This is a genomic window from Mycobacterium kyorinense, assembly GCF_002101735.1.
In the GTDB taxonomy this organism is placed as follows: domain Bacteria; phylum Actinomycetota; class Actinomycetes; order Mycobacteriales; family Mycobacteriaceae; genus Mycobacterium; species Mycobacterium kyorinense.
In genome coordinates, this window is sequence record NZ_LQPE01000152.1 from 24,856 (window position 1) to 46,563 (window position 21,708).

The 21,708-nt window shown below is 67.3% G+C and carries 21 protein-coding genes and 2 pseudogenes; 12 read left to right on the forward strand and 11 right to left on the reverse strand.

What is annotated here, in order from left to right:
- Positions 1-31 precede the first annotated feature (31 nt).
- From AWC14_RS20925 to AWC14_RS20945, 5 genes are all read left to right on the forward strand, one after another.
- On the forward strand, positions 32-859 hold the full coding sequence (locus AWC14_RS20925; protein WP_045384443.1) for an alpha/beta hydrolase: 828 nt from the start codon (positions 32-34) through the stop codon (positions 857-859).
- The gene (locus tag AWC14_RS20930; RefSeq protein WP_045384406.1) at positions 859-1,668 is read left to right on the forward strand and encodes an NAD(P)-dependent oxidoreductase; all 810 of its coding nucleotides are present in this window, start codon (positions 859-861) and stop codon (positions 1,666-1,668) included. Before AWC14_RS20925 ends, AWC14_RS20930 begins: the two co-directional genes overlap by 1 nt.
- Positions 1,665-2,453, forward strand: coding sequence for an NAD(P)-dependent oxidoreductase (locus tag AWC14_RS20935; protein ID WP_081968328.1), 789 nt, complete (start codon positions 1,665-1,667; stop codon positions 2,451-2,453). Before AWC14_RS20930 ends, AWC14_RS20935 begins: the two co-directional genes overlap by 4 nt.
- 73 nt (positions 2,454-2,526) lie before the next feature.
- The gene (locus AWC14_RS20940; RefSeq protein WP_045384411.1) at positions 2,527-3,732 is read left to right on the forward strand and encodes a cytochrome P450; all 1,206 of its coding nucleotides are present in this window, start codon (positions 2,527-2,529) and stop codon (positions 3,730-3,732) included.
- Positions 3,729-3,923, forward strand: a complete 195-nt coding sequence (locus tag AWC14_RS20945; RefSeq protein WP_045384414.1) for a ferredoxin — start codon at positions 3,729-3,731, stop codon at positions 3,921-3,923. The genes AWC14_RS20940 and AWC14_RS20945 overlap by 4 nt, the downstream gene beginning before the upstream one ends.
- Positions 3,924-4,051: 128 nt before the next feature.
- Here the strand turns inward: AWC14_RS20945 and AWC14_RS29260 are convergent.
- Positions 4,052-5,391 (reverse strand): annotated as a pseudogene (locus AWC14_RS29260) (HNH endonuclease signature motif containing protein).
- Between the two features lie 207 nt (positions 5,392-5,598).
- Between AWC14_RS29260 and AWC14_RS20970 the strand changes: the two are divergent.
- Positions 5,599-6,333, forward strand: coding sequence for a beta-phosphoglucomutase family hydrolase (locus AWC14_RS20970; RefSeq protein ID WP_057003436.1), 735 nt, complete (start codon positions 5,599-5,601; stop codon positions 6,331-6,333).
- A gap of 9 nt (positions 6,334-6,342) precedes the next feature.
- The gene (locus AWC14_RS20975; RefSeq protein ID WP_045384884.1) at positions 6,343-8,727 is read left to right on the forward strand and encodes a glycoside hydrolase family 65 protein; all 2,385 of its coding nucleotides are present in this window, start codon (positions 6,343-6,345) and stop codon (positions 8,725-8,727) included.
- Positions 8,728-8,733: 6 nt separating this feature from the next.
- Here the strand turns inward: AWC14_RS20975 and AWC14_RS20980 are convergent, their stop codons facing one another.
- Positions 8,734-9,303, reverse strand: coding sequence for a TetR/AcrR family transcriptional regulator (locus AWC14_RS20980; RefSeq protein ID WP_081968358.1), 570 nt, complete (start codon positions 9,301-9,303; stop codon positions 8,734-8,736).
- Positions 9,304-9,370: 67 nt separating this feature from the next.
- Here AWC14_RS20980 and AWC14_RS20985 point away from each other — a divergent pair, with 67 nt between their 5' ends.
- A complete protein-coding gene (locus AWC14_RS20985) occupies positions 9,371-10,252 on the forward strand; it encodes a TauD/TfdA dioxygenase family protein (protein ID WP_045384886.1) in 882 nt (293 codons plus the stop codon).
- Here AWC14_RS20985 and AWC14_RS20990 read toward each other — a convergent pair.
- Genes AWC14_RS20990 through guaB form a run of 3 tightly spaced genes read right to left on the reverse strand, consistent with a single transcriptional unit; the run spans position 10,249 to position 14,740 of the window.
- Complete coding sequence (locus AWC14_RS20990; RefSeq protein ID WP_045384887.1) at positions 10,249-11,985, reverse strand: GMC family oxidoreductase N-terminal domain-containing protein; 1,737 nt, start codon at positions 11,983-11,985, stop codon at positions 10,249-10,251. The two genes, AWC14_RS20985 and AWC14_RS20990, sit on opposite strands and share 4 nt — an antisense overlap.
- Before the next feature lie 16 nt (positions 11,986-12,001).
- Entirely contained in the window at positions 12,002-13,129 is a 1,128-nt protein-coding gene (locus AWC14_RS20995) for a GuaB3 family IMP dehydrogenase-related protein (protein ID WP_142281784.1), read from the reverse strand.
- A 30-nt stretch (positions 13,130-13,159) separates the two neighbouring features.
- The gene (gene guaB, locus AWC14_RS21000; protein WP_045384904.1) at positions 13,160-14,740 is read right to left on the reverse strand and encodes an IMP dehydrogenase; all 1,581 of its coding nucleotides are present in this window, start codon (positions 14,738-14,740) and stop codon (positions 13,160-13,162) included.
- Between the two features lie 115 nt (positions 14,741-14,855).
- Between guaB and AWC14_RS21005 the strand changes: the two genes are divergently transcribed.
- Positions 14,856-15,269 (forward strand): DUF5319 domain-containing protein, encoded by a 414-nt coding sequence (locus AWC14_RS21005; protein ID WP_045384891.1) that lies wholly within the window; start codon positions 14,856-14,858, stop codon positions 15,267-15,269.
- Between the two features lies 1 nt (position 15,270).
- Here the strand turns inward: AWC14_RS21005 and AWC14_RS21010 are convergent, their stop codons facing one another.
- From AWC14_RS21010 to AWC14_RS21030, 5 genes are all read right to left on the reverse strand, one after another.
- Positions 15,271-15,699 (reverse strand): TA system VapC family ribonuclease toxin, encoded by a 429-nt coding sequence (locus AWC14_RS21010; RefSeq protein WP_045384893.1) that lies wholly within the window; start codon positions 15,697-15,699, stop codon positions 15,271-15,273.
- On the reverse strand, positions 15,689-15,919 hold the full coding sequence (locus AWC14_RS21015) for a hypothetical protein (protein WP_045384894.1): 231 nt from the start codon (positions 15,917-15,919) through the stop codon (positions 15,689-15,691). Before AWC14_RS21015 ends, AWC14_RS21010 begins: the two co-directional genes overlap by 11 nt.
- A gap of 64 nt (positions 15,920-15,983) precedes the next feature.
- Positions 15,984-16,832: an anti-sigma-D factor RsdA gene (locus tag AWC14_RS21020; RefSeq protein ID WP_045384895.1), complete on the reverse strand. Its 849-nt coding sequence runs from the start codon at positions 16,830-16,832 to the stop codon at positions 15,984-15,986.
- The gene (locus AWC14_RS21025) at positions 16,825-17,403 is read right to left on the reverse strand and encodes a sigma-70 family RNA polymerase sigma factor (protein ID WP_045384907.1); all 579 of its coding nucleotides are present in this window, start codon (positions 17,401-17,403) and stop codon (positions 16,825-16,827) included. Before AWC14_RS21025 ends, AWC14_RS21020 begins: the two co-directional genes overlap by 8 nt.
- A gap of 88 nt (positions 17,404-17,491) precedes the next feature.
- Complete coding sequence (locus AWC14_RS21030) at positions 17,492-18,310, reverse strand: hypothetical protein (protein WP_045384896.1); 819 nt, start codon at positions 18,308-18,310, stop codon at positions 17,492-17,494.
- Positions 18,311-18,651: 341 nt separating this feature from the next.
- Between AWC14_RS21030 and AWC14_RS21035 the strand changes: the two genes are divergently transcribed.
- Positions 18,652-18,960 carry a WhiB family transcriptional regulator gene (locus tag AWC14_RS21035; RefSeq protein ID WP_045384897.1) on the forward strand — a complete coding sequence of 103 codons (309 nt, stop codon included), beginning with the start codon at positions 18,652-18,654 and terminating at the stop codon, positions 18,958-18,960.
- Here the strand turns inward: AWC14_RS21035 and AWC14_RS21040 are convergent.
- On the reverse strand, positions 18,957-20,492 hold the full coding sequence (locus AWC14_RS21040; RefSeq protein WP_045384901.1) for an adenylate/guanylate cyclase domain-containing protein: 1,536 nt from the start codon (positions 20,490-20,492) through the stop codon (positions 18,957-18,959). The genes AWC14_RS21035 and AWC14_RS21040 overlap by 4 nt on opposite strands.
- 114 nt (positions 20,493-20,606) lie before the next feature.
- Here AWC14_RS21040 and AWC14_RS21045 point away from each other — a divergent pair, with 114 nt between their 5' ends.
- Together AWC14_RS21045 and AWC14_RS21050 are read left to right on the forward strand one after the other, a co-directional pair.
- Positions 20,607-20,921, forward strand: coding sequence for a DUF732 domain-containing protein (locus AWC14_RS21045; RefSeq protein ID WP_057003435.1), 315 nt, complete (start codon positions 20,607-20,609; stop codon positions 20,919-20,921).
- Positions 20,922-20,988: 67 nt separating this feature from the next.
- Positions 20,989-21,633 (forward strand): annotated as a pseudogene (locus AWC14_RS21050) (DUF1345 domain-containing protein); the annotation flags it as partial.
- Positions 21,634-21,708 lie beyond the last annotated feature (75 nt).

A 21,708-nucleotide genomic window follows, 5' to 3' on the forward strand; every position in this document is an offset into this window, starting at 1 on the left:
GCCCAGGGTGGTGCTCGTCAACGGAGTGCCGATGTCGGCTCTGGTCGCGGAGGCGCCGCAACCGCGTGCGGTTGTCGTCGCACTGCACGGCGGAGGCACTACCGCAGCGTATTTCGACTGCCCGGGCCACCCATCGCTGTCGTTGCTGAGGACCGGTGCGGCGCTCGGCTTCACGGTGATCGCACTCGACCGGCCCGGCTACGGCAGCTCTGCGCCCTACCCGGAGGCATTGGTTGAGCCCGAGCAGCGGGTGCGGCTGGCCTACGGCGCTGTCGACCGCATCCTCAGCGAAAAGCCCAGCGGCGCAGGGTTATTCGTCGTGGCACATTCCAACGGCTGCGAGCTGGCTTTGCGGATGGCCGCCGACGCGCGCGGCCAGGATCTGCTCGGCATCGAAATGGCCGGCACCGGAAGGCACTACCACCCCGCGGCGCGCGAGGTTCTCAAGACGGCCAGCGCAACCCATCGGCCGCCCGGCCTGCGCGAGCTGCTGTGGCACCCCACAGAGCTGTATCCCGCCGAGGTGCTCGGCGGTCTGACGAACTCCGCCAGCGGCGCGCCGTACGAAGCGGCAATGGTCACCGAGTGGCCCCGCCGCGACTTCCCGGCACTGGCCGCCCAGGTGCGGGTGCCGGTGCAATTCAGCGTCGCCGAGCACGAAAAGGTATGGCAGGCCGACGCCGCGGCGCTGGCCGAGATCGCTGCCATGTTCTCCGCCGCGCCGCGGTTCACCGTCAACGAGCAACTCGGTGCGGGCCATAATCTGAGCCTCGGCCACGCGGCCGCGGCCTACCACCAGAAGATCTTTGCGTTCGTCGAAGAATGTGTCGCTACGCAAGCCGATTTGGAGGCCGGTTGATGCACGTCGGATTTATCGGACTGGGCAGCCAGGGCGGGCCGATGGCACGGCGGATCGTCGAAGCCGGCTACCCCACCACGTTGTGGGCGCGCAGGCCGGCATCGCTGGAGCCGTTCGCCGACACCGCGGCCAAAATTGCCGGCTCGCCGGCCGAACTCGCGGCGGCCACCGATCTGATGTGCCTGTGTGTGGTCGGTGACGCGGACGTCGAGGAAGTCGCCGACGGGCTATTGGCCGGCGCCAGGGCGGGCAGCATCATTGCCGTGCACAGCACCGTCCATCCCAAGACCTGCCAGGAGTTGGCCAAGAAGGCTGCTGCACACGGTGTCTCGGTGATCGACGCCCCGGTGAGCGGTGGCGCTCCCGCGGTCGCGGAAGGCCGTCTGCTGGTGATGGTGGGCGGTGACCCCGGGGTGGTGGAGCGCTGCCGCCCGGTGTTCGAGACCTACGCCGACCCGATCGTGCACCTGGGCGATCTGGGCTCCGGACAAACCACCAAGCTGCTGAACAACCTGCTGTTCACCGCCAACCTGGGCACCGCGGCCACCGCCCTGTCGCTCGGCAAGGCTCTGGGTGTTTTGCCGGATCGCCTCGCCGAGGTCATCTGCCGCGGCAGCGGGAACAGCTTTGCTCTCAACGCTCTTGGCGGCGACGCTGCCGGTTTGGACCGCCTTGCCGGGCTCGCCGGAGCGCTCCTGCAGAAGGACGCGCGGCTGATCGCCGACCTCGCCGACACCGCCGGCGCCGACGGCGGGGCCGTGCTTGACGCGGCCGACGCCACGCTGGCCCTGATGGCACACCCCCGGTGAGAGTCGGGTTCATCGGGGCGGGCCGGATGGGCCGGCCTATGGTGGCCCGGCTGGCCGAAGCGGGACACGACGTCCGGGTGCTGGGCCGGTCCGACGAAAAGCGGGCAGCCATCGGCCAATTGGGGGCGACGGCGATGGCGGACGCCGCTTCGGTGACCTCTCAGGCCGACGTCGTGGTGGTCTGCGTCTTCAGCGACGAACAGGTGCGCCAGGTGTGTCTGGAGGGCGATCTGTCCATGGCTCCTGGTTCCGTGTTGGTCGTGCACACCACCGGAAGTCCGCGCACGGTCGAGAACATCGCCGTATCGCTTGGGATCGACGTGGTCGATGCCCCGGTCAGCGGGGGTCCGCACAATGCGGCCGCCGGCACGCTGACCCTGTTCGTGGGCGGTGCCGACGACGCTGTTGCGCGGGCGCGGCCGGTGTTGAGCTGCTACGGCGATCCGGTCTTGCACGTTGGCCCGCTCGGCGCCGGCCAGAAGGTCAAGCTGGTCAACAATGCGCTGTTCGCGGCGCAGATCGGGTTGCTGTCGGCGTCAGTGGATCTCGCGGAGCGGCTCGGTGTCCCTGAGCCGACGCTGCTGTCGGCGCTTCCGCATGGCAGCGCGGCCAGCCGGGTGCTGGACCTCGTCGCAGCGGGCGGCTCCGTCGCGTCGTTTACCCAGATGGCCGGTGAATTCGTCGGCAAGGACGTGGCCGTGGTGCGCGGCGTCGCCGCTGAGCTGGGCAGTGATCTCGGGGTGCTGGAAAACGTGATTGAGGTGTTTTCATCCCGAGAAAAGTGATTTACCGTTAGCGTTACAGTCAAGCCTTCCGTCGTAAAGGCTGCAGCAGCCAGCCCGCCGCTGAGGAGATGCAATGACCAAGCCGAAGGTCGTCTTCGATCCGTTCTCCGAGGAGTTCTTCAACAATCCGTTCGAGATCTATCGACGGATGCGCGAGGACGCCCCGCTCTACTACGACGAGCGAGAGGACTTCTACGCGTTGACCCGCCACGAGGATGTGGCGGCCGCGTTCAAGGATTTCGAGACCTACTCGTCGGCGCGTGGTTGCGACCTGGCGATGGTGCGCAAAGGGATTTCTCCGGAGCAGAAGTCGATCATCTTCATGGACCCGCCGGAGCACCGCCACATGCGCAGCCTGCTCAACAAGGCGTTCACGCCGCGGGCCATCCAATCGCAGCAGGACACTGTCATCGCCGTCATCGAGAAGTACTTGGGTAAGGCCGATCCCGACAACTTCGACGTCGTCCAGGACTTCTCCGGACCGTTTCCCGTCGAGGTGATCACCACGATGATGGGGGTGCCTGAGGAGTATCGCCAACAGGTGCGGCACTGGATCGACATCAGCCTGCACCGGGAGCCGGGACAAATCGAGGTCAGCGAAGCCGGCATGCAGGCGAACATCGACACCGCGATGTACTACTTCGGTCTGGTGCAGCAGCGGCGTGAGCAACCCCAAGACGACTTCATCAGCAGGCTCATCGCCGCCGAAATCCCGGGCGAGAACGGCCAACTGCGCAAGCTCGACGACATCGAAATCACCGGCTTCGCGACACTTCTCGGCGGTGCGGGCGCTGAAACCGTCACCAAGCTGGTCGGGAATGCGGCGGTGATCTTCGCCCGTCACCCAGACCAGTGGCAGAAGCTGCTCGACGACCGCAGCAAGATTCCGGGGGCGGTCGAAGAGCTGCTGCGCTACGAAGGACCGGTCCAGTACAACGTGCGCTACACCCTCAAGGAAGCACACGTCAGCGGCGGCGTCATCCCGCCGGGCAAGCCGGTCTTTTTGTGCGGCGCCGCGGCCAACCGCGACCCCGAAGCCTTCACCGACGCTGAGAAGTTCGACATCGAGCGCGACCACACCGAGGCGCAGCACCTCGGTCTCGGGTATGGGATTCACAGCTGCCTGGGTGCGGCGCTGGCCCGGATGGAAAGCCGCATCGCACTGGAGAGGCTGCTCGACTTTATGCCCCGCTACGAAGTGAATTGGGAGGGCCTGCAACGTGTTCACATGCAGAACGTCGCGGGCTATCAGAACGTGCCCGTGAAAGTGCTGCGATGAAAAAAGTCGAAGTCGACTTCGGGCTGTGCGAAAGCAACGGCGTCTGTATGGGAATCATCCCCGAGGTGTTCCATCTCGGCGATGACGACATGCTGACCGTCCTGCAGGACGAAGTCACCCCGGAGAACGAGGAACAAATCCGCGACGCGGTGCGGCAGTGCCCGCGGCAGGCCATCTCGATTAAGGAGTAGCGAGGCTCTGTCGCGGCGGCGTGCTAACCGTGGTGCGCTACCGTGCCGACTTGGCTCGAATTAGTATCGCGAACGGATTCCTCTATGCCTCAACCCGTTTGGGCTTCGGTACAGTGCCGGTCGCCATCTTAGTTGGGTGTGGGTGGTGGTTGGGGTTGGAAGGGGTCGTACCACCACCAGTCGGCGCGCTCGCCCAGCGGCCCAGACCATGGTGGGACGTTGGGCGGGGGATGCTTGGGTGGGCGCGCCAGCGATCCGGGGCTGAGTCGTTGACCGTCGCTGTCGGTGACGATCAGGTCCTCGGGGGCTCCGGTGATGGTGATGTCGCCGCGGTGGTGGGCCCGATGGTGATACGGGCAGACCAGCACCAGGTTCGACGCATGCGTGAGCCCACCCTCGGCGAACGGGATCGTATGATCCAGGTCGCATTGCCATGCCGGCTTGTCGCAACCCGGCCAGCGACACGTCAATCCCGGCAGCGGACAAACTCCGCCAGGGCTTTTGAGGGCACATAGCCCGGCTCGGCCGGTGCATCACCGGGGTGGATCAGCGGGACAAGTTTGGCCGACTTCGCCAATTCAGCAACCAGTTCGGGCGGAATGAGCCCATCAGCACCCACCAGCGACCCCGGCTCATTACCGGTCCCATCGATGCTGGCGTGCTCGGCGATCACGTGAATGACCACCGCTGGCGCCGCGGGCTGATTTCCCGCCGTGCAGTCAGCTCGCCCGCAGCGGCAGCCCAGTCGCTCCGCCCCGACGGCCTAGGCGCCCAGCGCGTCGGCGCGGCGCTGATCACGACTGCGCGGATCATGGGCGCACACGCTGGCGGCCAACCCATCCAAGGCCTGATCCAACGCCTGCGCATCCGGGGTAAACAGGCTGCCATGGATCTCTGAGATCCCATCCTCGGCAAGATCTGAGATCTACAGCTGTCGATCGGCCTGGCGTTCTTTGCGCCGCCGCACCGGATCGGCGTCAGCGCGGGCCACGATTTTGTCGATCTGACCGGCCAGCCGGCCGCGGGTCATCGACGGCCAGCGTGGCACGCTGACCGCCAACTTGGCGTCCACGGCGGCCATCACTTCGCGGTCATCGATCAACTCGGTGCGATACACGATCATCTGGAAGGTCCGGTAATCGATGTCGCCGGAACGAAACACCGCGCCCACCTGAAGTAGCTGTTCGCGCATCGCCCGCGCATAACGCAGGCGGCTGCCGGCCAGCGCCCGGCTGATCCGCAACGCTGCAGCCACCTCCGCGCTCACCGCTTCTTCGGTATCGGCCGCCCACTCCTCGGTCTCCGAGCAGCGCGAGAGCCGATAGCAAAACAACTCCCCGATCGCCACCAACTGGGCGGCGGCCGCCCGGTTCTCCGCTCGCCACGACCCACAAATCCGATCGACCAGCGCCCCGGACTCCGCCGTGGCCGACGGATTGCGGCGCTCAAACCAGTCGCAATCGAACATGTGTTCGAGTACAGCAGACTCCGCCGACTCTTTTTGACGGGAAGCGCGCAATTCGTCCACCGCCTCGTCGTCACCCTCGAAGGTCCCGCCGACCGTATGCTGGCTGCCGGTCCGAGGCGCGCAGGTTTGGATAACCGCGAAACTCCCGTCGCACGTCCCCGAGCATGCTGAAGTGGTAGCGAACGGCCGACGAAAGGGGGGTCTGCTGTGTTGGGTTTGCCGGAAACAGTGCGCGCGTGTCTGTTCGACCTCGACGGTGTTCTCACCGACACCGCGAGCGTGCACACCAAGGCCTGGAAGGCCATGTTCGACGAGTTTCTGAAACGTCGCGCCGAGCGAACCGGTGAGCAGTTCGTCCCGTTCGACCCCGAAAGCGACTACCGCCAATACGTCGACGGCAAGAAACGCGAGGACGGCGTGCGGTCGTTTCTGGCCAGCCGCGGCATCGAGCTGCCCGACGGCGATCCCGACGACCCGCCCGACGCCGAGACCGTGCACGGCCTGGGCAACCGCAAGAACGAGGCGTTCCAGCAGACGCTGCACAACGACGGCGTCCAGGTGTTCGACGGGTCGCGGCGCTATCTGGAGGCGGTGGCCGGCGCGGGGCTGGCCACCGCGGTGGTGTCGTCGAGCGCCAACACCCGCGACGTACTGGAGATCACCGGGCTGGACCGGTTCATCGGACAGCGCGTCGACGGGGTGACGCTGCGCGAGGAGCACATCGCCGGCAAGCCGGCGCCCGACTCGTTTCTGCGGGCAGCGGAGCTACTCGAGGTCGAGCCCGGCGCCGCGGCCGTGTTCGAGGACGCCCTGTCCGGGGTGAAGGCCGGGCGGGCGGGTAACTTCGGCTTCGTGGTGGGCGTCGACCGAGTTGGCCAAGCCGAGGACTTGCGCCGCAACGGCGCCGACGTCGTCGTCACCGACCTGGCCGATCTGCTGTAAGGCCCGACCATGATCACCGAGGAAGCCTTCCCCGTCGAACCCTGGCAGGTCCGCGAAACTCGCCTCGACCTGAACGTGCTGGCGCAATCGGAGTCGCTGTTCGCGTTGTCCAACGGCCATATCGGGCTGCGCGGCAACCTCGACGAGGGCGAGCCGTACGGGCTGCCGGGCACCTATCTGAACTCGTTCTACGAGGTGCGCCCGTTGCCCTACGCCGAGGCCGGATACGGCTATCCGGAGGCCGGCCAGACCGTCGTCGACGTCACCAACGGCAAACTCATCCGGCTGATGGTCGACGACGAGCCGTTCGACGTGCGCTACGGCCAGCTGATCGACCACGAACGATGCCTCGACCTGCGGGCCGGCACGCTCATCCGCCGCGCGCACTGGCGCTCACCGGCGGACAAGCAGGTGAAAGTGACGTCGACGCGACTGGTGTCGCTGGCCCAGCGCAGCGTCGCGGCCATCGAGTACGTCGTCGAGGCGCTCGACGAATTCGTCCGTGTCACAGTGCAATCCGAACTCGTCGCCAACGAGGACCAGCCGCAGACATCCGGGGATCCGCGGGTGGCGGCCATCCTGGAACACCCGCTGGAACCGGTCGAGCACGAGCACACCGAACACCGCTCGCTGCTGATGCACCGCACCAAGGCCAGCGAACTGATGATGGCCGCGGTGATGGACCACGAGGTCGACGTGCCGGGCCGAGTCGAGGTGTCCACCGAGGCCCGGGCGGACGTGGCCCGCACCACGGTGATCTGCGGGCTGCGTCCCGGCCAGAAGCTGCGCATCGTCAAGTACCTGGCCTACGGATGGTCGAGTCTGCGCTCGCGGCCCGCGCTGCGCGATCAGGCGGCGGCCGCGTTGACCGGCGCCCGCTACAGCGGATGGCAGGGCCTGCTGGATGCCCAGCGCAAATATCTCGACGAGTTCTGGGACAGCGCCGACGTCGAAGTCGAAGGTGACCCCGCCATCCAGCAGGCCGTGCGCTTCGGGTTGTTCCACGTGCTGCAGGCCAGCGCGCGTGCCGAACGTCGCGCGATCCCCGGCAAGGGCCTAACCGGCAGCGGCTACGACGGGCACACGTTTTGGGACACCGAGGGTTTCGTTTTACCGGTGCTCACCTATACCGCGCCGTACGCCGCGGCCGATGCGCTGCGCTGGCGTGCATCCACCATGGATTTGGCCAAGGAGCGGGCGGCCGAACTCGGCCTCGAAGGAGCGACATTTCCGTGGCGCACGATCCGCGGTCAGGAGTGCTCGGGCTACTGGCCGGCCGGCACGGCGGCCTGGCATGTCAACGCCGACATTGCAATGGCATTCGAGCGGTACCGCATTGTCACCGGCGACGATTCGCTGGAGGCGGAGTGCGGGCTGACGGTGTTGGTAGAAACCGCGCGGCTGTGGCTGTCGCTGGGACACCATGACCGGCACGGTGTTTGGCATCTCGACGGCGTCACCGGACCCGACGAGTACACCGCGGTGGTCCGCGACAACGTCTTCACGAATTTGATGGCGGCGCACAATCTGCGGGTCGCCGCCGACGCGTGCGCCCGTCACCCGTTGGCCGCGCACGACATGGGTGTCAGCACCGAGGAGATGGCCGCATGGCGAGCCGCGGCGGACGACGCGCACATCCCCTACGACGAGGAACTCGGTGTGCACCAGCAGTGTGAAGGCTTCACCACGTTGGCGGAGTGGGACTTTGAGGGGCACACCAGCTATCCGTTGCTGTTGCACGCGCCGTATGTGCGGCTGTACCCGGCGCAAGTGATCAAGCAAGCCGACGTGGTGTTGGCCATGCAATGGCAAAGCCACGCGTTCACCCGCGAGCAGAAAGCGCGGAACGTCGACTATTACGAGCGGCGCATGGTGCGTGACTCGTCGCTGTCGGCGTGCACCCAGTCGGTGATGTGCGCCGACGTCGGACACCTCGAGCTGGCCCACGACTACGCCTACGAGGCGGCGCTGATCGACCTGCGTGACCTGCACGCGAACACCCGCGACGGCCTGCACATGGCGTCACTGGCCGGCGCATGGACGGCGCTGGTGGCCGGATTCGGTGGCCTGCGCGACGACGAGGGCGTGTTGTCACTGGACCCGCACCTGCCCGACGGAATCGCGCGTCTGCGATTTCGGCTGCGCTGGAGGGGATCTCGGCTCACCGTGAGCATCACCCACCACGACGTCACCTACACCCTGCGCGACGGGCCCGACGGGACGTTGACCATCCGGCACGCCGGCGAGGACATCGAGCTCAGCACCGAGTCGCCGACGACCATCGAGTTGCATCCCTGCGAGCCGCTGCTGCCGCCGCCGTCTCAGCCGCCGGGCCGCGAGCCCACCCACCGCCGCACGCTGGCCCGGGTGCGCACGACGGTCCCGCAGAGCTGACGACGGTCAGTGCGGTTCGAGAATCCGGGCGACCTCGGCGCCGACGGCATTCTTGAGGTCCGCCTCGGGCATGTCGTCGATGCCCGCCGCCGAACGCAGAAACGGCTCGAAGAGCCGCCAACCCAGTTGCATCGCAACGGCATTGGCCACCGCCAGGCGAGCGCCTCGGTCGCTGTCGTGTTGCGGCTGAACCCGTTCGAGCAGCAACGCCACGGTGGGAAAGTGGGTCTGCAGCTGCCCCGCCGGGTAGCCGTCCAGCAGCGTCCGGGCCATCACCCGCAGATGCCGGTCGACGGCCCGGTCGATGTCCTCGGCCCTCGCCCCGTTCTCCATTAGCTCGGTCAGGCCGGCACCCAGGTGGTCGAGCACGGCGCCGACCAGTCGTTCCTTGGTCCCGAAGTGGCGAAACACCAAGCCGTGGTTGACCTTCGACCGAGCGGCGATGTCGCGGATCGACGTCGCCGCCGGACCGCGTTCGGCGAACAGATCCGACGCGGCGTCCAGGATGGCGGCCACCACCTGTTCGCGACCGACTGGCGGCCGCTCCTTTTTGGCCCTTGACCCGGCTGTAGTCATGCGACTACAGTAGCGCATACCTTGGTGTAGTCAGATGACTACACGTCGGATCGAGAGGACGACTTCAATGACTCTGAACGTGACCAAGCTGGGCAGCCGCATCGGGGCGCGGATCGACGGGGTGCGCCTGAGCGGCGACCTCGACGCCGACGCGGCCGATGCGATTCATCAGGCGCTGCTGCGCCACAAGGTGATCTTCTTCCGCGGCCAGGAGCACCTCGATGACAGCGAGCAGCTCGCATTTGCGCGGCTGCTGGGCACTCCGATCGGCCACCCGGCGATCAAGGCGGACAATGCGCCCGTCATCACGCCGATCGATTCCGACTACGGCAAGGCCAACCGCTGGCACACCGACGTGACATTCGTGGCGAACTACCCGGCGGCGTCGATCCTGCGCGCCGTCACCCTGCCGGGCTACGGCGGCTCGACGCTGTGGGCCTCCACCGCGGCCGCCTATACCGCACTGCCCGAACCGCTCAAGCACCTCGCGGAGAATCTCTGGGCGCTGCACAGCAATCGCTATGACTACGCCGCCGCCCCGGCAGCGCTGACCGACCAGCAGCGTGCGCTGCGAGAAGCATTCGAGCAGATTGACTTTCGCACTGAACATCCGGTGGTGCGGGTACACCCGGAGACCGGCGAACGAACATTGGTCGCGGGCGATTTCGTGCGTGGCTTCCTCGGCGTGGACAGTTACGAGTCACACGTGCTGCTGGAGTTGCTGCAACGGCGAATCACCGTGCCGGAGAACACTATCCGCTGGAATTGGGAACCGGGCGACGTCGCGATCTGGGACAACCGGGCCACCCAGCACCGCGCCGTCGACGACTACGACGACCAGCACCGCCTCATGCACCGGGTCACGCTGATGGGCGACGTGCCCGTCGACGTGCACGGGCAGCGCAGCCGGGTTGTCAGCGGCGCGCCCCTGGAGGCAGTCGCAAGCTAACCCGCGGAGCGGGTCGGCTCGCTGGGCTGCCAGCGCAGCGCGCCGGGCGCGTCGGCGGGCACCACGGGGCTCTTCGGCGCGATCGGATCCAGCCGGCGATACGGCTCACCCTGGCGCGGACGCAGGTCGTCCTCGCCCTTGTTGGGCCACAGCGACGCGGCCCGCTCGGCCTGCGCGGTGATCGACAGCGACGGGTTGACACCGAGATTCGCCGAGATCGCGGCGCCGTCGTGCACCGAAAGCGTCGGGTAGTTGTAGACCCGCTGATACGGGTCGACGACGCCGTGCTCCGGGCTGTCGCCGATCACCGCGCCGCCCAGGAAGTGCGCCGTGAGCGGGATGTTGAACAGCTCGCCCCAGGTGCCGCCGGCCACGCCGTCGATCTTCTTCGCGATCCGGCGGGTGACCTCGTTGCCGACCGGGATCCACGTTGGGTTGGGTTCGCCATGGCCCTGCTTGCTGGCATAGCGGCGAATGCCGAGCCTGTTCCGCTTGGTGAACGTGGTGATCGAATTGTCCAGATGCTGCATGACCAAAGCGATCACCGTGCGCTCGCTCCACCGCCGCGGGTTGAGCAGCCGCAGCGTGCCGCGCGGGTCGTTCCGGGCGTTTTCTAGTAGCTGTTTCCAGCGCCGCACGTCGGTGCCTTCGGGGCCGGGCCCGTCGGTCATCAGCGTCTGCAACAGGCCCATCGCGTTGGACCCCTTGCCGTACCGGACCGGTTCGATGTGGGTGTCCGACGTCGGGTGGATCGACGACGTGATCGCCACCCCGTGGGTCAGGTCCAGGTCGGGACTGACCTCCAGGCGCCCGGCGCCCACGATCGATTCGGAGTTGGTGCGGGTCAACTCGCCCAGCCTCTCGGACAGCTTGGGCAGCCTCCCCTTGTCGCGCATCTTGAACAGCAGCTTCTGGGTGTTGTACGTCCCGGCGGCCAGCACCAGATACTTGGCAGTGAAGGTGCGCCGCTTGCGGCGCACCCAGCGCCCGGTGTGCACGGTGCGAACTTCCCAGATCCCGTCGGGCCGCTGCTCGAACGCGGTTACGGTGGTCATCGGAATGACTTGTGCCCCAGCGGTTTCCGCGAGGCCGAGGTAATTCTTCACCAGGGTGTTCTTGGCGCCGTAGCGGCATCCGGTCATGCAGGATCCGCATTCGAGGCAGCCGGTGCGGTCGGGGCCGACGCCACCGAAGTATGGGTCGGGCACCGTCTTGCCCGGCGCCTTGGTGCCGTCGGGCCCGAAGAACACGCCGACCGGGGTCGGCACGAACGTGTCGCCCACCCCCATCTCGTCGGCGACCTCTTTGACCACGCGATCGGCGTCGGTGAAGGTCGGGTTCGTGACCACGCCGAGCATCCGCTGCGCCTGCTCGTAGTGCGGCATCAACTCGGCACGCCAGTCGGTGATGCCGCTCCACTGCTTGTCGTTGAAGAACGGATCGGGCGGGACGTAGAGCGTGTTGGCGTAGTTCAGCGATCCGCCGCCGACCCCGGCGCCGGCCAGGATCATGCAGTTCTGCAGGAGGTGGATGCGCTGGATCCCGTAGCAGCCCAGCTTCGGCGCCCACAGGAACTCGCGCAGGTGCCACGAGTTCTTGGCGAACTCGTCGTCGGCGAAGCGGCGGCCGGCCTCGAGCACGCCGACTCGGTAGCCCTTCTCGGTCAGCCGCAGCGCCGTGACGCTGCCCCCGAAACCCGAACCGATAATCAGGACGTCGTAATCCGGTTCCACCCGGCCAGCCTAGCCCTCAGCTGCCGACGGTCAGGCCGACCTTCTGGAATTCCTTGAGGTCGCAGTAGCCGGCCTTGGCCATCGACCGGCGCAGGCCGCCGACCAGGTTCAGCGAACCGAACGGGTCGTCGGACGGGCCGGTGAGCACCTGCCGCAGCGGCGGGCGCTCCCCGATCGCGACCTGAAGCAGCGCGCCGCGCGGCAGCGACGGGTGCGCGGCGGCGGCCGGCCAGAACCAGCCGTCGCCCAGCGCCTCGGCGGCCTCGGCCAGCGGCGTGCCCAGCACCACCGCGTCGGCGCCGCAGGCGATGGCCTTGGCCAGCTCGCCGGAGCTGTGGATGTCGCCGTCGGCCAGCACGTGCACGTAGCGGCCGCCGGTCTCGTCGAGGTATTCGCGCCGGGCGGCGGCGGCGTCGGCGATGGCGGTGGCCATCGGCACGCTGATGCCGAGCACCTCGTCGCTGGTGGTCACACCGCGCGTCGAGCCGTAGCCCACGATGACGCCGGCCGCGCCGGTGCGCATCAGGTGCAACGCGGTGCGATGGTCGAGCACCCCGCCGGCCACCACCGGCACGTCGAGTTCGGCGATGAACGTCTTGAGGTTGAGCGGCTCGCCGTCGCTGGCGACGCGTTCGGCGGAGACGATCGTGCCCTGGATGACCAGCAGGTCCACCCCGGCGGCAAGCAGCGACGGGGTCAGCGCCTGGGCGTTTTGCGGACTGACCCGCACCGCGGTGGTCACCCCGGCCTCGCGGATGCGGGCGATCGCGGCGCCCAGCAGCTCGGGGTCCAGCGGCGCGGCGTGCAGCTGCTGCAGCAGCCGGATCGCCGCCGACGGCTCGGGTTCTTTCTCGGCTGCCTCGATGACCTGGGCGATCTTGGCCTGCACGTCGGCGTGCCGGCCGATCAGCCCTTCGCCGTTGAGTATGCCCAGCCCGCCGAGCCGGCCCAGCTCGATGGCGAACTCCGGGGACACCAGCGCGTCGGTGGGGTGGGCGATGACGGGGATCTCGAATCGGTAGGCGTCGAGCTGCCACGCCGTCGAGACGTCTTGGGAGGAGCGGGTGCGCCGGGACGGCACGATGTTGATGTCGGCGAGCTCGTAGGTGCGGCGGGCGGTGCGGCCCATGCCGATCTCGACCATGTCACGCATGAGCGACCCTTCTCGATCGGTTCACCGCACGTAGTAGTTGGGCGCTTCGGCGGTCATCGTGATGTCGTGCGGGTGGCTTTCCTTGAGGCCCGCCGCGGTGATGCGGACGAATTGCGCCTGCTGAAGCATTTCGATGGTGGCCGACCCGGTGTAGCCCATCGCGGCGCGCAGGCCTCCGGTGAGCTGGTGGATCACGGTCGCCAGCGGCCCGCGGAACGGCACCCGGCCCTCGATGCCCTCGGGGACCAGCTTGTCCTCGCTCAACGCGTCGTCCTGAAAGTAGCGGTCCTTGGAGTACGACTTGCCCTCGCCGCGTCCCTGCATCGCACCCAGCGATCCCATCCCGCGGTAGCTCTTGTACTGCTTGCCGTTGACGAAGATCAGCTCGCCGGGCGCTTCGGCGGTGCCGGCCAACAGCGACCCGAGCATGGTCGTCGAGGCCCCGGCGGCCAGCGCCTTGGCGATGTCGCCGGAGTACTGCAGCCCGCCGTCGGCGATCACCGGCACACCCGCCGGGCCGCAGGCCGCCACCGCTTCCAGGATCGCGGTGATCTGCGGGGCGCCGACGCCGGCGACCACCCGCGTAGTGCAGATGGATCCGGGGCCCACCCCGACCTTGACCGCGTCGGCGCCGGCTTCGACCAGCGCGGCGGCCGCCGATCGGGTGGCGACGTTGCCGCCAACCACCTCGACCCGTTCGCCCACCTCGACCTTGAGCTTGCCGACCATGTTGAGCACCAGCCGGTTGTGGGCGTGCGCGGTGTCGACGACCAGCACGTCGACACCGGCGTCGACCAGGGTCATGGCGCGCACCCAGGCGTCGTCGCCGACGCCGACGGCGGCGCCGACCAACAGCCGACCGTCGCTGTCCTTGGTGGCGTTGGGATGCTGCTCGGTCTTGACGAAGTCCTTGACGGTGATCAGCCCGGTCAGCCGGCCGCGGCCGTCGACGATCGGAAGCTTCTCGATCTTGTGGCGGCGCAGCAGACCCAGGGCCGCGTCGGCGGTCACGCCTTCCTGGGCCGTGATCAGCGGGGCTTTGGTCATCACCTCGGAGACCGGCTTGGACTGGTCGACCTCGAAGCGCATGTCGCGGTTGGTGATGATCCCGACCAGCTCGCCGGTGTCGCCGATCACCGGCAGGCCGGAGATCCGGAAGCGGGCGCACAGCGCGTCGACTTCGGCCAACGTGTTGTCCGGCCGGCAGGTGACCGGATCGGTGACCATACCGGCCTCGGAACGCTTGACGGTTTCGACCTGCCCGGCCTGGTCGGCCACCGACAGGTTGCGGTGCAGCACGCCCATGCCGCCGGCGCGGGCCATCGCGATCGCCATCCGCGACTCGGTGACGGTGTCCATCGCCGAGCTGACCAGCGGCACCTTCAGCCGGATCTTGCGGGTCAGCTGGCTGGAGGTATCGGCGGTGGCCGGCACCACATCGGAGGCCGCCGGTAGCAGCAGCACGTCGTCGAAGGTCAGGCCCAGCATCGCGACCTTGTGCGGATCGTCGCCACCGGTGGGCACCGCGTCCTCGGGGATCCCACCGACGCGCGCGTACGGGCTGACAATGAGGTCGTCGGTGGACATCGCCGGGTCCTCCATACGCAGGCGGAGTGAGAAACCCATCCTATCGGCTCGCCCGGCACCCGCGGCGACGCGCGCCGGGGGGCCGGTGATCCGCTGGCGCGATGCCTGTGGGGCTGCGTAATGTGGAGACGTGCGCGACTACCTTCCACCGGGTTTGCCGCCCGATCCGTTTGCCGACGACCCGTGCGATCCGTCGGCAGCGCTGGACGCCGTCGAGCCGGGTCAACCGCTGGACCCTCAGGAGCGGATGGCGGTGGAAGCCGACCTGGCCGACCTGGCGGTCTACGAGGCTTTGTTGGCGCACAAGGGAATTCGCGGCCTGGTGGTGTGCTGCGACGAATGTCAGCAGGACCACTACCACGACTGGGACATGCTGCGGGCCAACCTCCTGCAGCTGCTGGTCGACGGCACCGTCCGTCCGCACGAGCCGGCCTACGACCCCGAGCCGGACGCCTACGTCACGTGGGATTACTGCCGCGGGTACGCCGACGCTTCGCTCAACGAGGCGACGTCGGACACCGAGGGGTTCCACGGGCGCCGCTGAGTCACGCGGCCAACGGATTGGTCCAACGAAGGCCAGGAAACCGGGTGAAATCTGCGTCCGCAGAAGCTAATTCGACCCCATGCTCGATCGCGAGCGCCGCCAGCTGTCCGTCAAGGACAAGATTGCCGGTGATCTCGACCTGTGCGCACAGTCTCGCGTAAACCCGTGCGGTGGTGTCCGTCGCGGGTGGAATCCAGACCACGGGAATTGCGAGCCAATCTTCGACGTACCTCCACGCGTCGGCGGCTGGAAGTGGGTTCTCGGTAACTCGCGGATGCGTGACGACCCGCAGGAAAGCTCCGATGGTCTGCCAGGGCAGTCCCACTCGGATATCACCGTGAAGCGTTTCCTCCAGCCAGGCTGCAGCCGCTTTGTTATGCCTGCTGCTCTCGTCCACCGCATAGAGCAACAGGTTCGCGTCAACGATCATCGTCGAGGAGATCAAGCACATCCGCGACGTTTGTGATGTCCACCTTCAACCCGATCTTCGACGTTCGGTGCTGATACGTGGCGGCCTTGGTCGTGGCGCTTTCGTCGACCATGCCGCGACGTGCCAGAAAATTCAGGGCCTCGCTGAGGCCCATTCCGGTACGACGTAGTCGTTCGATTGCGGCGGCTACATCGTCATCGAGCACCACGGTGGTGCGCATAACACCATGGTACCCACGCGGACGCATCATGATGCGTGATGAACTGCATCGCCATGCAACCCCGTCAGGGGATGGTGGACGTCGACCCCGAGGATGTCGGTTGGCTGGGCGTAGTGGTTGCCGCGGCTGTGGACGAGGGGGTCGTGGCGCTCGGCGAGGTCGGCGATGTCGTTACGGCCTCCGAAGGCGTCGGAGTGGACGTGGTCGTCGCCGTCGGGGACGACGTCGTCGAAGTCGTCGTCTCAGAACTGGACTCCGAAGCGCTCACCGACGTCGTGGACGCCGATGTTGCCGGTGCGACAACGGGATTCGCCGTCGAGCTGGGGGCAGCCGTCGCATTCGGATCCCGGGTGGATACCTTGGCGTTCAGCTGGTTCACCTGGTCGATCAGATTCTGTTTACGGGTGCTGTCGTTGACGCTCTGCACGCTGGTGCTGAGCGCCGCGAGCTTGTCCTGGGCCTGATCCCACTGGCCCTGGTTGATCATTTGCTGGACCTGCTCGATCTCGGTTTTGGCGGCCAACTCGACGCGGTCGTCATGCACCGACTGAGGCTCACCGAACAACATCGTGTGCACGCCGAAGAGCGCGTCGCCGGGCTGGGCGCCGCCCACCATGGCGCCGAACCCGCCGAGCGTCAGCACGGCCGCGGCCACCGACCCGGCCAGTGCCAGGCGGCGCCGGCTGGGCGGCCGCTCGGCCAGCCCCTGGTGCAGCGCCGCCGCCGCCTCTCGGTCCGACACCAGTGCGCTCGCCGGCGGCCACCGCAAGTCGTCGCGCCACTCCGCCAGCAGCACGGCCAGCGCCTCGTCGCCGGGCTCACTGAGGTCGACCGGGCGCCGGGTCGCGAGGGCGTCGAGCAGCCGATCGGTGCGTGCCACCGCGGCCAGGTCGGGCTGACTGAAATCAGGCATAGTCACGTCCCGCCGCGACGATCTCGGACTTCAGCCGCGCCAACGCGCGATGCTGCGCCACCCGGACAGCGCCCGCGCTGGTGCCGACGGCGGTGGCGGTCTCCTCGGCGCTCAGCCCGACCACCACGCGCAAGATCAGGATCTCGCGCTGCTTGTCCGGCAACACCTCGAGCAGTTCGTTCATCCGGGTGACGGAATCGGCTTCGAGCGCCATTTCCTCAGGTCCCGCCTCGACCGACCGCTGCTCCGGCAGCGACTCCGCGGGATACGAAAGGTCGCGGCCGGCGGCTCGATGCGCATCGGCCACCTTGTGCGCGGCGATGCCGTACACAAAGGCCAGGAAGGGGCGTCCGCGGTCGCGATAGCGCGGCAGCGCCGTGATGGCCGCCAAGCACACCTCCTGCGCCACATCGTCGGCCGAGAGGCCGCCCCGCTCGACCGTGCCCACCCGCGCGCGGCAGTATCGAACGACGATCGGGCGGATCGTCTCCACCACTTCGCGGAGCGCGTCCCGATCCCCTGCCACGGCGTCAGCGACAACAGCGTCGAGACGTTCTTCTTGGATTGTCATCGACCGCGGCATCTCCAACGTTACGAACCGGACGTGGCCCGGCGCGGTGGCACAGCTAAACCATAAGGGCCGTGACGCGGTTTCCGGGTTAGCCCGCGCTCCAAGCGCCCCCGGCGTGGCGCACCGCCTCGGCGCACGCGTCGCGGATGTCGCGCAGCTGTTGCGTTGTGCGCGTTGCGCTTCCGACGTCGACGAGCAAGCACGCCACCGCCCACCGCAGCGGCACCAGCCGCAACTTGGCTGTGGTCTGCAGCGCGGCGTCGCCGACGGCGCGCGCCTTTTCGACGTTCCCGGCGCTGCACAGCGCCGCGGCCAGCACCACCTCGCTCTTGGCTTGATGTCGCCTCGATCCGCCCGAGGCCGCCAATTCGGTTGCGGTTTCAGCGTGCCTGACAGCGGTATGGCCGTCGCCGGAGGCCATCGCCAGCTCGGCGGCGACCCACGCGTGGCGCACCTGCTGTCGGTGCACGGCGGCCTCTTTTGCCAGCGGCTCGGCACGGCACAGCAATGCCACCGACGCGTGTAAGCGACCCATGCCCAGCGCGTCGGCGGCCAGGCCGATCAGCGCGTCAGCCGCCGCCTCGGGGTCGTCGCCGGCGAGAGTTGACGCGCGACCGTCCCAGCCGCGGGCCAGCCCGTGCCAGCCGAGCTGGCGCCAAAACGACCCCTGCGTGCTGTGCGCCAGCGAGGCGAGCCGACCCGTCGGCGCGAGGCGGAGTAGCGTTGCCAAGTCGCTCCGGGCATTCCCATAGCGGCCCTGCCCGCCCGCGGCGATCGCGCGCAGCCAGAGTTGCTGCGGCGTCCGGGCGGTCGGCAGCGGCCAGCGACCGGGCTGGTCGCCGAATGCGGCCGCGGCCAAGGTTGCCTCGACCGTTGGATCGGAAGAGATATCAATCACTGTGAGCATTAGTTAAAAGTCTGTGGTTTCTGCGTTACGGCGATATTAACCGTTGCGCCCACATCGGAAATTAACGATGCCATCCGGCCCCGGCGCGAACAGGCAAATCGCGAGATAGAGCGAGTTCGCAGTAGCACGCGGCACCCTCGGCAATAGCATCGCAGCGATGAACGAAAAGTAAATTCTCAAGGCACAGTTAGTTATTCGGCAGCTTGCGCTGCTATTGACGGAATTTCATCCGCACCCCTACCTTTATGCCGACGGGTAGTCATCGGCGACATCGCTCGAATCAGTTGACGATTCACATGATCACAACTGGCCCCCACATGCGCGTGTAGAGAGGGATTTCCATGCCACAGCCGGAACAGCTACCGGGCCCCAACGCGGATATCTGGGAATGGCAACTGCAGGGTGTTTGCCGCGGTGTGGATTCGTCGGTGTTCTTCCATCCCGACGGCGAACGCGGCCGTGCTCGCATTCAACGCGAGCGGCGGGCCAAGGAACTGTGCCGGCGCTGCCCGGTGATCGAGCAGTGCCGCACCCACGCGCTGGAAGTCGGCGAACCGTACGGCATTTGGGGCGGGCTGTCGGAGACCGAGCGTGACGTGCTGCTCAAGCGCGACTTGGGCCGCTCGCGCGGGATCCGCCGCACGGCTTAGTCTGCTCGCGCGGACGCAATCGGGTCGCTCGCCGGGTCGAGGCCGAACACCTGCACGGCAGCGGACTTGCCCTTGAGCGCGTGAAATCCTCTGTCGGCCAGTCCGAGTGGTCGAGAAGCCAGGGCGTCGACTGCCTGCTGGGTGAGAAGGATCGCGTCACCGGTGGTCTTGGTGAGCTGCTCGACGCGGGCGGCGACGTTGACGGTGTCGCCGATCAGCGTGAACTCGAGCTTGCCTCCGCCGCCGATGGTTCCGGCGATCACCACACCGGTGTTGATGCCGATCCCGATCCGCAGTTCGCGGCCGAACCGTTCGGCTACGCGCCGATGAATCAGCGCCGCCGCGGCCACGGCCGCGTCGGCATGCTGGCTAAGTTCGTTGGGGGCGTTGAAGACTGCCAGTGCACCGTCGCCGAGGAACTTGTTGACGTGGCCACCGGCGTCGACGACGGCGGGCACGACGATTTCGAACAGGGCGTTGAGCCGGGCGACGGTGTCCTCGGCGGTGTTCGCCTCGGCGAACGGGGTGAAATCGCGGATGTCGACGAACATCACGGTGACCTCGCGGCGCTCGCCGGTGAAGATGTCGTCGCCCTGTTCGAGTAGCCGCGCGGCAAGGGCCGGGTCGACGTAGGTGCCGAACGCGGCCTGAAGTCGTTGCCGCTCAGCCAATCCGGCCTGCATGCGGTTGAACGATGCGGCGAGCGCTCCGAGGTCGTCGTCTTGGACCACCGGCAGGCGTCGGCTGTAGTCGCCGGCCGCAACGCGTTTGGTGCCTTCGGCGAGGTCGCGAATCGGTTGCAGCGCCGGCGCGAACGAGGCGGCCACTGCAATCGGTATCGCGACGGTCAGCGTTAGCGCACACGCGATCGCCACGGCGAGCGCGGGGCCGTACCTGGCCAGGTCTAACACGGCTGCCAGTATCGCGCTCGACAGGCCGAACGCGAACGCCGTCATGATCATGGACAGGTTCGTCCAATTGGCGAACGTCGGGCGAGCGCGGGGCAGGGGGTCACCGATCCCGCTGTCACCCGCGATGGCGGCTCGAGCAGGCCGCAACGCGCCTTCAGCGAAGCTGTGCACTGCAATCAGCATGTTGGCAACTCCGCTCGCGACGCCCAGGATCGCGTACTGGACCAGCCGCGGCCCGGTTGCCCCGGCGATCGCACCAAGGGCGACCATGAACAGAGCAGTCCACACCGCGTCGGACCCAACTGTCCGGCCAACCGCCCGCCGAGCGTAGGCGTATGTGGCGGCCAATGCCGTCGCGGGATCGACCGCACGGCCCGCGGCCCACTGCTCGATAGGGCGCATCCCCTTCAATCCAGGAAGAACCAGCACGTACGCCCGCGCCAGGACGGCGACAACCGTGAAGGCGGCCGCTTGACCGTAGTGACCGGATCTTTCGAAGGCCACAATGACGAACGACCAGAGCAGAAAGACCGGCAGCGACAACGGATACATCAAGGCGCAGAGCGCCCATGAGTATCTCGACCCGTACCGGTCCCATACCCACTGGAAGATGCGGTCCATGCTGGGAGACTAAACGCGCATGCCGGCTGAGCTGCGATTTTTGCCGAGCAGCCCTCGACGGGCATGGCGGTTGTTACGGTCACGTCATTGTTCGGCCGAGCAGGAGATAGCACCGTGAGAAAGCAGCTTGTATTCGGAACTATCGCCGCGGCTGGTCTGGCAGTCGGGTTAATCGGCGCGCCGTCGGCTCATGCCGACGATCAAGGATTTCTCAACGAACTTCGATCCAACGGCTTCGGAGGCTGGTCGGTCGGAGGTCAGCAGATGCCCGACGGCGTGCTGGTGGCGCAAGGCTATATGGCTTGCAACAGACTGCATTTGGGCGAGTCACCTGATCAGTTGGTTGGACAGTTGAGCCCGAATGATGCCGGTACCGGCCGGATGCTGATACAGGCCGCGCAACACAACCTATGTCCCGACACATTGTAACGGCCGTCTGAGCGCGCGTTTGGCCGTTGCTACGGCGACGATGCCTGCGCATGCTTAGGTCGGGGTTGTGAAATCCCTCGTTGTGTTGTTCCGCGACACGGTCGCGGTTCGGATAGTGGTTGCGGCCGCGCTCGGAGTTGTCGTCGCTGTTGTGGTGGGTAACACCGTCGGCTGGCGATTCGCGCTGTCCGGCTGGGTGGTTGCCGCGAGTGTCTATGTGGTGTGGACGCGGTTGATCCTGGGCGGAATGGATGCCGACCAAACCTGCAGATATGCGACCCGCGAGGACCCCACCCGGTGGGCATCCGACGCGCTCATCGTGTCGGCAAGCGTCGCGAGCCTGGGCGGCGTCGGTTACGTGGTGGCCGCTGCGTCGCGCTCGGGACCGGGAGCCATAGAAGCCGCGGTGCTCGGCGTTCTGACCGTCGCGGCATCCTGGTTCGCCGTGCACACACTGTTCACCGTGCACTACGCCCGGCTCTATTACTCGGGCGAGCCGGGCGGCATCAACTTCCACGACCCGGAGCGGCCCCGCTTCCGGGACTTCGCGTATGTCGCCTTCACCGTCGGCATGACCTTTCAGGTGTCGGACACCGAGATCGGATTGACATCGATCAGGGCCACGGTGTTGCGCCACGCGCTGCTGTCCTATCTGCTGGGCGCGGTCGTCTTGGCGGTCACTATCAACCTGATCGCCGGATTGGGTTCTAAGCCTGAATCCGTGGACGGTCGGTCGTTGGTGATCGGCGTGGGAACCACGAAAATGCCTCCTGAACTGGGACAATAC

Excerpts from the sequence above, each read along its gene's own strand:
- AWC14_RS20925 (WP_045384443.1), top strand. The coding sequence starts at position 32 with ATGTCGGCTCTGGTCGCGGAGGCGCCGCAACCGCGTGCGGTTGTCGTC.
- AWC14_RS21010 (WP_045384893.1), bottom strand. The coding sequence starts at position 15,699 with ATGATCGTTGACGCGAACCTGTTGCTCTATGCGGTGGACGAGAGCAGC.
- AWC14_RS21040 (WP_045384901.1), bottom strand. The coding sequence starts at position 20,492 with ATGGACCGCATCTTCCAGTGGGTATGGGACCGGTACGGGTCGAGATAC.
- AWC14_RS20995 (WP_142281784.1), bottom strand. The coding sequence starts at position 13,129 with ATGGTCGAGATCGGCATGGGCCGCACCGCCCGCCGCACCTACGAGCTC.
- AWC14_RS21025 (WP_045384907.1), bottom strand. The coding sequence starts at position 17,403 with ATGACAATCCAAGAAGAACGTCTCGACGCTGTTGTCGCTGACGCCGTG.
- AWC14_RS20940 (WP_045384411.1), top strand. The coding sequence starts at position 2,527 with ATGACCAAGCCGAAGGTCGTCTTCGATCCGTTCTCCGAGGAGTTCTTC.
- AWC14_RS21015 (WP_045384894.1), bottom strand. The coding sequence starts at position 15,919 with ATGCGCACCACCGTGGTGCTCGATGACGATGTAGCCGCCGCAATCGAA.
- AWC14_RS20985 (WP_045384886.1), top strand. The coding sequence starts at position 9,371 with ATGACTCTGAACGTGACCAAGCTGGGCAGCCGCATCGGGGCGCGGATC.
- AWC14_RS20945 (WP_045384414.1), top strand. The coding sequence starts at position 3,729 with ATGAAAAAAGTCGAAGTCGACTTCGGGCTGTGCGAAAGCAACGGCGTC.
- AWC14_RS20930 (WP_045384406.1), top strand. The coding sequence starts at position 859 with ATGCACGTCGGATTTATCGGACTGGGCAGCCAGGGCGGGCCGATGGCA.
- AWC14_RS20980 (WP_081968358.1), bottom strand. The coding sequence starts at position 9,303 with ATGACTACAGCCGGGTCAAGGGCCAAAAAGGAGCGGCCGCCAGTCGGT.
- AWC14_RS21035 (WP_045384897.1), top strand. The coding sequence starts at position 18,652 with ATGCCACAGCCGGAACAGCTACCGGGCCCCAACGCGGATATCTGGGAA.
- AWC14_RS21020 (WP_045384895.1), bottom strand. The coding sequence starts at position 16,832 with ATGCCTGATTTCAGTCAGCCCGACCTGGCCGCGGTGGCACGCACCGAT.
- guaB (WP_045384904.1), bottom strand. The coding sequence starts at position 14,740 with ATGGAGGACCCGGCGATGTCCACCGACGACCTCATTGTCAGCCCGTAC.
- AWC14_RS21030 (WP_045384896.1), bottom strand. The coding sequence starts at position 18,310 with ATGCTCACAGTGATTGATATCTCTTCCGATCCAACGGTCGAGGCAACC.
- AWC14_RS20975 (WP_045384884.1), top strand. The coding sequence starts at position 6,343 with ATGATCACCGAGGAAGCCTTCCCCGTCGAACCCTGGCAGGTCCGCGAA.